We start from the raw sequence: 10,846 nt of genomic DNA, 5'->3' as shown, positions 1-10,846 counted from the left end.
AACGCCAACTGCCCGAGCGCCTCTCACCGCTCGAGCCGGTATCCCATCCGGGTTCGCACGGCAATTTCGAGCATGGCGTTGAAGTCATCCTGACCGAGACCCGGCCAGGCTCGATCCTGCAACTGGCCGCGTGGCCGGGCGCGGAAAAGCAGCTGATCGAAGCGATCCGCAAGGTCACCGGCCTAGATTTGCCCGATGGCGCCGGCGGCGGCGTTGCCAAGGACGGCAAGGCCGCGTTCGGTTTCGCGCCTGGAAAATTCACCGCCGTCGACGACGCCGAGGGCCTGGCGACGCGTTTTGCCGGGGACGTAACCCCGGCAATCGGCACGATCACCGACCTGTCGCATGGCCGCACCGCTATCCGCATCGCCGGCCCTAAGGCCGAATGGGTGCTGGCGAAATTCTTCGCCATCGACTTTGCGCTGCCCGCCTTCCCCATAGGCTCCGGCCGTTCGACCACCCATCACGACGTCTTTGCGCAGATCCAGCGCACCGGCGCCGACCAGTTCGACATCTATGTCTTCCGCTCCTTCGCCCGCTCGTTCTGGAAGGCGCTCTGCCTTGCCAGCGAGGAGGTCGGCTACGAGGTGCAGTAGCCGTCCCGCCTTCGGCCACTGGCATCAAGGCCAGCCGGTTCTGCCGCTAGAGAATGCTCCAATGGAAGCCCATGGTGGGGAACGTGGCCCAACCGGCCCAGGGGATTAAAAAGATCCCGTCTCATAGTCGGCATCGTCGTTTGGTTCGAACATCCCCATGACCGCAGAACTATCCGCCGGCGCCACGGATCGCGCCGATGTGTCGGCCACAGCCTTGCTCCTGCTGCCGCTGACGGTCGCCTGCGGCGTGTTCATGACCAGCCTCGACCAGAATGTCGTGGTCACCGCCCTGCCCGGTATCAGCGACAGCCTCGGCCGGCCGCCGAGCCAGCTCGGCCTGTTGATCACCGTCTATGTCGCCAGCCTGATCATCTCGATGCCGCTCGGCGGCTGGGCGGCCGACCGCTTCGGCCTGCGCAACGTTTACTGCTTCGCCTTGCTGGTGTTCGCCGCGTCATCGGCGCTGTGCGGATTGTCCAACGACATCTGGACGCTGGTCGGCGCCCGCGCGCTGCAAGGCTTCGGCGGCGCCTTGATGGGGACGCTCGGCCAGGTCGTCATCCTGTCGACCTTCCCGCGCAGCCGCACGCTGAAGATCAACATGTATATTTCGCTGGCCGGCCAGTCCGGACCGCTGGTCGGCCCGCTGGTCGGCGGCGCGCTGACGACTTATATCTCCTGGCGCTGGATCTTCTTCATCAACGTGCCGTTCGCGCTGGCGGCGGCCGTTCTTGCCGCCTCGCTGTTTCCGACTGTTACCAAACCGGTGCGCACGCCGTTCGATTTCCCGGGCTTCCTGCTGGTCGGCAGCGGCATGGTCCTGCTGGTCTTCGGCATGGATTCGCTTGCGGCCAAAGACGCCGCCGGCAGCATGATCGCGGCCGAGCTGACGCTGGCGATCGTCATCCTGACGCTTGCTTCCTTCTACTGCCTGCGCGCCCGCAACCCCTTGCTTGACCTGAAACTCCTGCGCATCCGCACCTTTCGCATCTCCTTCCTCACCGGTGGTGGGCTGGACACGATCGGCCTGAGCTCGGTCGTTTTCCTTTTGCCGCTGATGTTCCAGCTCGGCTTCGGCATGAGCGCGGTGCAGGCGGGATCGCTGACTTTCGTCGCCGCAATCGGCTCGCTGATCATGCGTGTGTTCATGCCGCGCCTGCTCAACCGTCTCGGCTTTCGCCGCGTGCTGGTCGTCAACACGCCGATCGTTGCTGCCATGGTAGCGGGCTTCGCCTCGATTGAGGCGACAACGCCGGTCTGGATCGTGCTCGTCTATATCTTTGCCTTCGGCGTTCTGCGCTCGGCGCAGTGGGCTTCGACCGGCAACCTCGCCTATTCCGACATCGCGCCCGACCAGCTCGCCCGCTTCAGCGCGCTCTACTACATACTGTGGCAGTTGGGGGTGGCGATCAGCGTCGGCCTGGCGGCGGCGCTGTTGTCGTTCCTGGCTGGCGGCAGGCCGGCGGTGACCAACGATTTCCGCATCCTGTTCGTGGTCGAGGGCGTCATCACGTTGTGCGCGCTGATCGCCTATCTCAGACTGACACCGCAGGACGGCGCCCATGTCAGCGGCCACGGCGCGCAGATGAACGTGGAATGAGGCCCCGGTAGCCGAGTCCTAGCCGCTGAATGTCACCCACTCTTCCAGCGGCACGCGGTCGGTGCGGAAGTCGTTTTCGGGTTTCGACGTATCCTCGAGGCCGAGCGCCATGCCGCAGACGACGATCTCCTCATCGGGGATGTTGAGCACCGGCCGGATCTGCCGGTGATAGGGCGCGAAGGCGGCCTGCGGGCAGGTGTGCAGGCCCCTGCCTCGCGCGGCCACCATGATGTTCTGCAGGAACATTCCGTAGTCGATCCACGAGCCCTGGTTCAGCCGCCGGTCTATGGTGAAGATCATGCCGACCGGCGCGTCGAAGAAGACGAAGTTGCGGTCGTGCTGGGCGCGCATCTTGTCGACCTCGCGGCGGCCGATGCCGAGTGCCCCATAGAGCCCGAAACCGTTGGCGCGGCGGCGGGTGAGATACGGCTCGAAGAACTGGGTGGGGTAATAGCGATACTCGTCCCAATCGGCCTTTTCGGCCCGGATACCGGAATTCAGGATGGCATCGGTGATCTGCTGCTTGACCTCGCCCTTGACGACATAGACCCGCCAGGGCTGCATATTGGTGCCCGAAGGCGCGCGCGCGGCGACGCCAAGAATGGCTCGGATCGTCTCGTCATCGACCATGTCGGGCAGGAAGGCGCGCACCGAACGGCGCGAGATGATCGCCTCGTCGACAACAGCCGCGTTATGCGCTGCCAGGCCGTTTTTTTCCAGCATGGGCCGTCCCTTTGCGCACACTTCGAAAGCCGAACCGGCTATCGGAAAAGACCTTGCGCAGATTTCAATCCTTGGTCGCCGACCCGCATTCCCACACCCGCCGCTCGTGCCAGAGCCTTTGCATGAACCGCCAAAATCGCGCAAGCAAATCTTGTGTGTACATGAAAATTCGCTTGATTTTTTCACGGACGTGAGCTCTCATGAAATTCATTTCCAGTTTTTCATCAAGTGAGCGTTTTGCCCCCAGCTATCCCCAAAACATTGCAGGGACCTGACGAGCGCCTGCTGGCGAGCGACATCCGTGCGCTGCGCAAGGCGCGCGGGCTGACGCTGGCTGAGATCGCGCTGAAGCTTGGTCGCTCCGTCGGCTGGGTCAGCCAGGTCGAGCGCGGCCTGTCTATCCCTTCGCTTGGCGACCTCAGGGCTTTCGCAGACCTGTTCGGCGTGCCGCTCAGCCTGTTCTTCAGCCACGACGTGCCGATCGAAAAGGAGCGCGGCTTTGTCGTGCGCGCCGGCAGCCGGCGCACGCTTGGCACAAGCGAATCCGGCCTCGTGGAAGAGCTTCTGTCGCCCGATCTCGGCGGTAGTTTCGAGATGGTGCGTTCGATCTTTGCGCCGGGCGCCGAGATGAAGAGCGAGCAGCTGCGGCCGACCGAGGAAGCCGGCTACATCGCCTCTGGCATTTTCGAGATCGAGATAGCCGGCGTCTGGCACCGGCTCGGCGAAGGCGATTCCTTCCGCTTCGAGCGCAAGCCGTACCGCTGGCGCAATCCCGGCAGCGAGCCGGCCGTGGTCATCTGGGTGGTTTCGCCGCCTGTTTATTGAATGCATGTCGCCCAAAGTGTGCAGCGGTTTGGGAAACGACATGCATCAAGCAAAAAGATAGAAGCGCAGCGCGCTTCAGGTTTGGGAGAAGAATATGGCCGGTTTGCCGACCACGGCACGCGTGGTGATCATCGGAGGCGGTGTCGTCGGCACCTCCTCGCTCTACCATCTGTGCAAGGCGGGTTGGACCGATTGCGTGCTGCTTGAAAAGAACGAGCTGACATCGGGCTCGACCTGGCATGCCGCCGGCAATGTGCCGACCTTCTCGTCGTCCTGGTCGCTGATGAACATGCAGCGCTATTCGACCGAGCTCTATCGCGGCTTGGCTGATGCCGTCGACTATCCCATGAACTACCACGTTACCGGCTCGCTCCGCCTCGCCCACACCAAGGAGCGCATGCAGGAGTTCCAGCGCGCCAAGGGCATGGGCCGCTACCAGGGCATGGACATCGCCATTGTCGGCCCTGATGAGATCAAGCGCCGCTATCCCTTCATCGAGACGCATGACCTCAAAGGTGCGCTCTACGATCCAAACGACGGCGACATCGACCCCGCGCAGCTGACGCAGGCACTGGCCAAGGGTGCGCGCGACATGGGCGCCAGGATCGTCCGCTTCTGTCCGGTGTCAGGTGTGCGCCGCGAGAACGACGAATGGGTTGTCGGGACGCCGCAAGGCGAGATCCGTTGCGAGATCGTCGTCAACGCCGCCGGCTACCGAGCCGCGGAAGTCGGCAAAATGTTCGGCCGCGACGTCCCGATGATGGTGATGAGCCATCAGTACATTTTGTTCGAGGAAATCCCCGAACTGGTGGCCTGGTCGAAGGAGCAGGGCAAGAAACTGCCGCTGCTGCGCGACGTCGACACATCCTACTATCTGCGCCAGGAAAAGAACGGCATGAATCTCGGTCCCTATGAGCGCAATTGCCGCGCGCATTGGGCAACCCACAACGACCCGATGCCGGAGGACTTTTCCTTCCAGCTCTTCCCCGACGATCTCGACCGTCTCGAGCACTACCTTGCCGATGCCGTAGCCCGCGTGCCGATCCTGGGCACTGCCGGCCTGTCCAAGGTGATCAACGGGCCGATCCCTTACGCGCCGGACGGCAATCCGCTGATCGGTCCGATGCCCGGCGTTCCCAACGCGTTCGAGGCCTGTGTCTTCACCTTCGGCATCGCCCAGGGCGGCGGCGCCGGCAAGGTGCTGGCCGAATGGGTGACGCAGGGCCAGACCGAATGGGACATGTGGTCTTGCGATCCGCGCCGTTTCACCAGCTTTGCGGCCGCCCCCGACTATAGCGTCGCCAAGGGCATGGAGATCTACGGCAACGAATACGCCATCCAGTTCCCGCGCCATGCCTGGCCGGCCGGGCGCGACCGTAAGCTGTCGCCGATCCACGATCGCATCAAGGCGCTCGGCGCCCAGTTCGACGCCTATAATGGCTGGGAGCGTGCCACCTGGTATGCGCAACCCGGTGACGACACGTCGGAAGAAGCAACACTCACCTTCCGCCGCGACGGGCCATGGCAGCACCGCGTGCGCGAAGAATGCCTGGCGGTGCGCGACGCCGCCGGCATTCTGGACCTGCCCGGCTTCTCGCGCTTCAACCTCGAAGGTCCTGGCGCAGCCGAATGGCTGGCGCTGCAGGTCACCGGCCTGGTGCCCAAGCCCGGCCGAATCGGCCTCGCCTATTTTGCCGACGACAAAGGCCGCATCGTCACCGAGATGTCGGTGGTGCGCCATGGCGAAGAGCAGATGACTCTGATCACCGCGGCGGTAGCGCAGTGGCACGATTTCGAATGGCTGAAGTCGCGCCTGCCGAAGGACGCAGCTTTCACCCTCACCGACAGGACCGAAGACTATTCGACGCAAATCCTCGCCGGCCCCAATTCGCGCAAGATCCTGGCCGAGGTCTGTGGCGCGGATCTCTCGCTGCCCTGGCTGACGCATCAGGAAACCACCATCGCCGGCCGCTGGGCGAAGCTGGTGCGGGTATCCTTCGCCGGCGAACTCGGCTGGGAAATCCACACCAAGGTGGGAGACACCGCCGCCATCTTCGACGCCGTCTGGACGGCGGGACAAAAACACGGTCTGAAACCGTTCGGCATGTATGCGCTGGATTCGCTGCGCCTCGAAAAGGGCTACCGGACCTGGAAGGGCGACCTGTCGACCGACTATACGGTCCTGCAGGGCGGGCTCGAGCGCTTCGTAAAATGGGACAAGCCCGACTTCCGCGGCAAGGCAGCCCTGCAGAACGAAAAGCAGCAAGGCGTAAAGAAGCGCTTCGTCACGCTGGTGGTCGAAAACCCCGGCGATTGCGACGCGCCGTCGGTGTCGACGCTCTGGCATGACGGCAAGATCGTCGGCGAGACGACGTCCGGCGGCTGGGGGCATCGCATCGACAAATCGATCGCGCTCGGCATGCTGCGCGCCGACCTGGCTGAACCCGATACCGCGATCGAGATTGAAATTTTTGGCGATCGTTTCAAGGCAGTCGTGCAGAAAGACGAGCCGCTGTGGGATCCGAAAAACGAAAGACTGAGAGCATGAAGAAAGTCATTCTCACCGATGGCGGCATGGGCCAGGAACTGGTCCGCCGCAGCAGCTCCGAGCCGACGCCGCTCTGGTCGGCCAGGGTGCTGATCGACGAGCCGGATCTGGTGCGTGACCTGCATGCCGAATTCATCCGGGCCGGCGCTCGCGTCATCACCATCAACACCTATTCGGCAACGCCGGAGCGGCTCGCGCGGGAAGGAGCAGAAGACCTCTTCAAGCCCTTGCAGAAGCGCGGCATCGAATTGGCAAGACAGGCATGCGACGAGGCAGGCGATGCAGCGATCGCCGGCTGCCTGTCACCGCTGTTCGGCAGCTATGCGCCGGCGCTGACCATATCGTTCCAGGAGACGCTGGACATCTATCGCCGCATCGTCGCAGAGCAGGCCGATGGCGTCGACCTGTTCCTGTGCGAGACCATGGCCTCAGCCGAGGAAGGCCGTGCGGCCGTTACCGCTGCGTCGGAAAGCGGCAAACCTGTCTGGGTATCTTGGACGCTCGCCGATCACGGCGCGCCGCGGCTGCGCAGCGGCGAAACAATAGCGGCAGCGGCGGACGCCCTCGACGGCCTGACGGTTGCAGCGCGCCTGGTGAATTGCTGCCGGCCAGAAGCTATCGCCGCGGCACTGCCCGAATTGATTGCTCTCGGCGGCCCGGTCGGCGCCTATGCCAATGGCTTCACCTCTGTCGAAGCGCTCAAGCATGGCGGAACGGTCGAAGTGCTGCACGCACGCCACGACCTTGATCCGGATGCCTATGCCGACCAGGCGCTCGGCTGGGTCGCCGCTGGCGCCACCATCGTCGGCGGCTGCTGCGAAGTCGGCCCTGCCCACATCGCCGCCTTGCGCGACTGGCTCGAACAGGCCGGCCACGAAATCTCGGGAGTATCCTGATGCCCAGACCGTCATCGCGCATTTCCGGCATCGTGCCTTCGGGCAAGGATGGCTGGGAGGTCCACACCGAGGCATGGGCCCGCAAGGAGGCCGGACAGGACATCATCATGCTGTCGGTCGGCGACCATGATTTCGATACGCCGAGCCAGACGATCGAAGCCTGCGTGACGGCGGTTCGCGGCAGCAACCATCACTACACCCCGCTGTCCGGCGTTCCGCGCCTTCGCAGGGCGATGGCGGCGGCCTCGACCGCTTGCACCGGGGTCGAGACGGCACCTGACCAAGTCATCGCCACGCCGGGCGGCCAGGCTGCCCTTTACGCGGCCGTGCAGGCCGTTCTCGACCAGGGCGACCACGCTATCGTGGTGGCGCCCTACTACGCGACTTATCCCAACACGTTCAGCGCCGCCGGCGCCAGCTTCACCGTCGTCGAGACACCGGCCGAAGACGGTTTCCAGCCGCACGCCGAGATGATCCGCGCGGCGCTCAAGCCCAACACGCGCGCCATTTTGATCAACACGCCGAACAACCCGACCGGCGCCGTCTATTCGCGCGAGCGGCTGGAAGAGCTGGCCGAGATCTGCCGCGAGCACGATCTCTGGCTGCTGTCGGACGAGGTCTACTGGACGCTCGGCGGCGGCGAGCACATCTCGCCGCGCGGCCTGCCCGGCATGGCGGAGCGCACGCTGGTCATCAATTCGATGTCCAAGAGCCATGGCATGACCGGCTGGCGCATGGGCTGGCTGACCGGCCCGGCGCAGATGATCACGCTGTTGACCAATCTCAATCTGGTGACGACCTACGGCCTGCCGGCCTTCATCTCGATCGCCTGCGCCGAGGCGCTGGAGAACCGCTTTGGCGTCAAGGAGATCGCCGAACGCTATGCGGCGCGCCGCACCGTCCTGCTCGACGCCGTGCGCGGCATGAACAATGTCAGCGTGCACGGCTCCGAGGGCGGCATGTATGTCATGCTCGACATCTCCGCCGTCGAGCCCGACGACGAGAAATTCGCCTGGGCCTTTCTCGACCAGGAGAGTGTCGGCGTCATGCCGGGTTCCAGCTTCGGCAAGGCCGCTGCCGGCCACATCCGCATCAGCCTCTGCCAACCGGAACCGGTGCTTCAGGAAGCCGCAAAACGCCTGCGCCGCTTCGCATCCGGCTATCGCCGCGAGGCCGCATGACCAGAAGCATTCCCACCAAGGCCCGCGCGGTTATTATCGGCGGCGGTGTCTCCGGCTGTTCGGTCGCCTACCACCTGGCCAAGCTCGGCTGGACCGACATCGTGCTGCTGGAACGCAAGCAGCTGACCTCGGGCACGACCTGGCACGCCGCCGGCCTGATCGGCCAGCTGCGCGGCTCGCAGAACATGACGCGGCTGGCGAAATATTCGGCCGACCTCTACGTCAAGCTGGAGGCCGAAACCGAAGTCGGCACCGGCATGCGCCAGGTCGGCTCGATCACCGTGGCGCTGACCGAGGAGCGCAAGCACGAGATTTATCGGCAGGCCTCGCTCGCCCGCGCCTTCGATGTCGATGTGCGCGAGATTTCGCCTGGTGAAGTCAAGGAGATGTACCCGCATCTCAACGTGTCCGATGTGGTCGGCGCCGTGCATCTGCCGCTCGACGGCCAGTGCGATCCGGCCAACATCGCCATGGCGCTGGCCAAGGGCGCCCGCCAGCGCGGCGCCGCCATCGTCGAGAATGTGAAGGTCACCAAGGTCCATACCAAGGCCGGTCGCGTCACCGGTGTGTCGTGGGCGCAAGGCGAGGATCAGGGAACGATCGAGGCCGACATCGTCGTCAACTGCGCCGGCATGTGGGCGCGCGAGCTCGGCGCCCAGAACGGCGTCACCATCCCGCTGCATGCCTGCGAACATTTTTATCTCGTCACCGAGCCGATCCCCGGGCTCGGTCGTCTACCGGTGCTGCGCGTTCCCGATGAATGCGCCTACTACAAGGAAGATGCCGGCAAGATGATGCTCGGCGCTTTCGAGCCTGTGGCCAAGCCCTGGGGCATGGACGGCATCCGCGAGGATTTCTGCTTCGACCAGTTGCCGGAGGACATGGAGCATTTCGAGCCGATCCTCGAAATGGGCGTCAACCGCATGCCGATGCTGGCAACCGCCGGCATTCACACCTTCTTCAACGGCCCCGAAAGCTTTACCCCCGACGACCGCTATTATCTCGGCGAGGCCCCGGAACTCCGTGGCTACTGGATGGCGACCGGCTACAATTCCATCGGCATCGTCTCGTCCGGCGGCGCCGGCATGGCACTGGCGCAATGGATCAACGATGGCGAAGCGCCCTTCGACCTCTGGGAAGTCGACATCCGCCGCGCCCAGCCATTCCAGAAGAACCGTAGGTATCTCAAGGAGCGTGTCTCCGAAACACTCGGCCTGCTCTATGCGGATCACTTCCCCTACCGGCAGATGGCAACGTCCAGGAATGTCAGGCGCTCGCCTTTGCACGAGCATCTGAAGGCGCGCGGCGCCGTGTTCGGCGAAGTCGCCGGCTGGGAGCGCGCAAACTGGTTCGCCCGCGAGGGACAGGAGCGCGAATACCGCTATTCCTGGAAGCGGCAGAACTGGTTCGACAACCAGCGCGAGGAGCACCTGGCGGTCCGCAACAAGGTCGGCCTGTTCGACATGACCTCGTTCGGCAAGATCCGTGTCGAAGGCCGCGACGCCTGTGCCCTCCTGCAAAGGCTGTGCGCCAACGATATGGACGTGGCGCCGGGCAAGATCGTCTACACCCAGATGCTCAACCAGCGCGGCGGTATCGAAAGCGACCTGACGGTGTCGCGGCTATCTGAGACCGCCTACTTCCTCGTCGTGCCGGGCGCGACGCTGCAGCGCGATCTCGCCTGGCTGCGCCGGCATGTCGGCGACGAATTCGTCGTCATCACGGATGTCACAGCAGCTGAGGCGGTGCTCTGCCTGATGGGTCCGGATGCGCGAAAACTGATGCAGAAGGTCAGCCCTAATGATTTTTCTAATGAGAACAATCCGTTCGGCACCTTCCAGGAGATCGAGATCGGCATGGGCCTCGCCCGTGCCCACCGCGTCACCTATGTCGGCGAACTCGGCTGGGAACTTTATGTTTCGACCGACCAGGCGGCCCATGTCTTCGAGGCGATCGATGAAGCGGGGTCGGATGTCGGCCTGAAACTTTGCGGACTGCATACGCTGGATTCCTGTCGCATCGAAAAGGCGTTTCGGCATTTCGGCCATGACGTCACCAACGAGGACAATGTGCTGGAGGCCGGCCTCGGCTTTGCGGTCAAAACCGCCAAGGGCGAGTTCATCGGCCGCGATGCGGTGCTGAAGAGAAAAGAAGCCGGCCTGTCGCGCCGGCTGGTGCAGTTCCGTTTGAAAGACTCTGAACCCCTGCTCTTCCACAACGAGGCGATCCTGCGCGACGGCAAGATCGTCGGCCCGATCACATCGGGGAATTACGGCCACCATCTCGGCGGCGCGATCGGACTGGGCTATGTGCCCTGCCAGGGCGAGAGCGAGGCGGATGTGCTGGCCTCGTCCTACGAGATCGAGATCGCCGGCGAGCGTTTTGCGGCGGAAGCATCGCTGAAGCCGATGTACGATCCCAAGGCGGAACGGACGAGGATGTAGCACCTTTTTACCCTCCCCTTGTGGGGAGGGTCG

Annotated in this window: 8 protein-coding genes; 7 read left to right on the top strand and 1 reads right to left on the bottom strand. The window is 64.1% G+C overall.

What is annotated here, in order from left to right:
• Nucleotides 1–8 precede the first annotated feature (8 nt).
• Together soxG and ACYG9Y_RS07965 are read left to right on the top strand one after the other, a co-directional pair.
• Nucleotides 9–596: a sarcosine oxidase subunit gamma family protein gene (gene soxG / locus ACYG9Y_RS07970; protein ID WP_023739106.1), complete on the top strand. Its 588-nt coding sequence runs from the start codon at nt 9–11 to the stop codon at nt 594–596.
• A 157-nt stretch (nt 597–753) separates the two neighbouring features.
• A complete protein-coding gene (locus ACYG9Y_RS07965) occupies nt 754–2,196 on the top strand; it encodes an MFS transporter (protein WP_023739107.1) in 1,443 nt (480 codons plus the stop codon).
• Nucleotides 2,197–2,214: 18 nt separating this feature from the next.
• On the opposite strand, the gene ACYG9Y_RS07960 is transcribed toward ACYG9Y_RS07965, so the two are convergent.
• Nucleotides 2,215–2,919, bottom strand: coding sequence for a nitroreductase (locus ACYG9Y_RS07960; RefSeq protein WP_023670762.1), 705 nt, complete (start codon nt 2,917–2,919; stop codon nt 2,215–2,217).
• A 261-nt stretch (nt 2,920–3,180) separates the two neighbouring features.
• Between ACYG9Y_RS07960 and ACYG9Y_RS07955 the strand changes: the two genes are divergently transcribed.
• From ACYG9Y_RS07955 to ACYG9Y_RS07935, 5 genes are all read left to right on the top strand, one after another.
• Nucleotides 3,181–3,744: a helix-turn-helix domain-containing protein gene (locus ACYG9Y_RS07955; protein WP_081726057.1), complete on the top strand. Its 564-nt coding sequence runs from the start codon at nt 3,181–3,183 to the stop codon at nt 3,742–3,744.
• 94 nt (nt 3,745–3,838) lie between these two features.
• A complete protein-coding gene (locus tag ACYG9Y_RS07950; RefSeq protein ID WP_023739109.1) occupies nt 3,839–6,292 on the top strand; it encodes a GcvT family protein in 2,454 nt (817 codons plus the stop codon).
• Nucleotides 6,289–7,188 carry a homocysteine S-methyltransferase family protein gene (locus tag ACYG9Y_RS07945; RefSeq protein WP_023739110.1) on the top strand — a complete coding sequence of 300 codons (900 nt, stop codon included), beginning with the start codon at nt 6,289–6,291 and terminating at the stop codon, nt 7,186–7,188. The genes ACYG9Y_RS07950 and ACYG9Y_RS07945 overlap by 4 nt, the downstream gene beginning before the upstream one ends.
• On the top strand, nt 7,188–8,369 hold the full coding sequence (locus ACYG9Y_RS07940) for a pyridoxal phosphate-dependent aminotransferase (RefSeq protein ID WP_023739111.1): 1,182 nt from the start codon (nt 7,188–7,190) through the stop codon (nt 8,367–8,369). The genes ACYG9Y_RS07945 and ACYG9Y_RS07940 overlap by 1 nt, the downstream gene beginning before the upstream one ends.
• Nucleotides 8,366–10,813, top strand: a complete 2,448-nt coding sequence (locus ACYG9Y_RS07935; protein ID WP_023739112.1) for a GcvT family protein — start codon at nt 8,366–8,368, stop codon at nt 10,811–10,813. The genes ACYG9Y_RS07940 and ACYG9Y_RS07935 overlap by 4 nt, the downstream gene beginning before the upstream one ends.
• The last annotated feature ends 33 nt before the right edge of the window (nt 10,814–10,846 follow it).

It is taken from the genome of Mesorhizobium sp. W050 (assembly GCF_054719535.1).
This window is presented reverse-complemented; position numbering and strand designations above follow the sequence as displayed.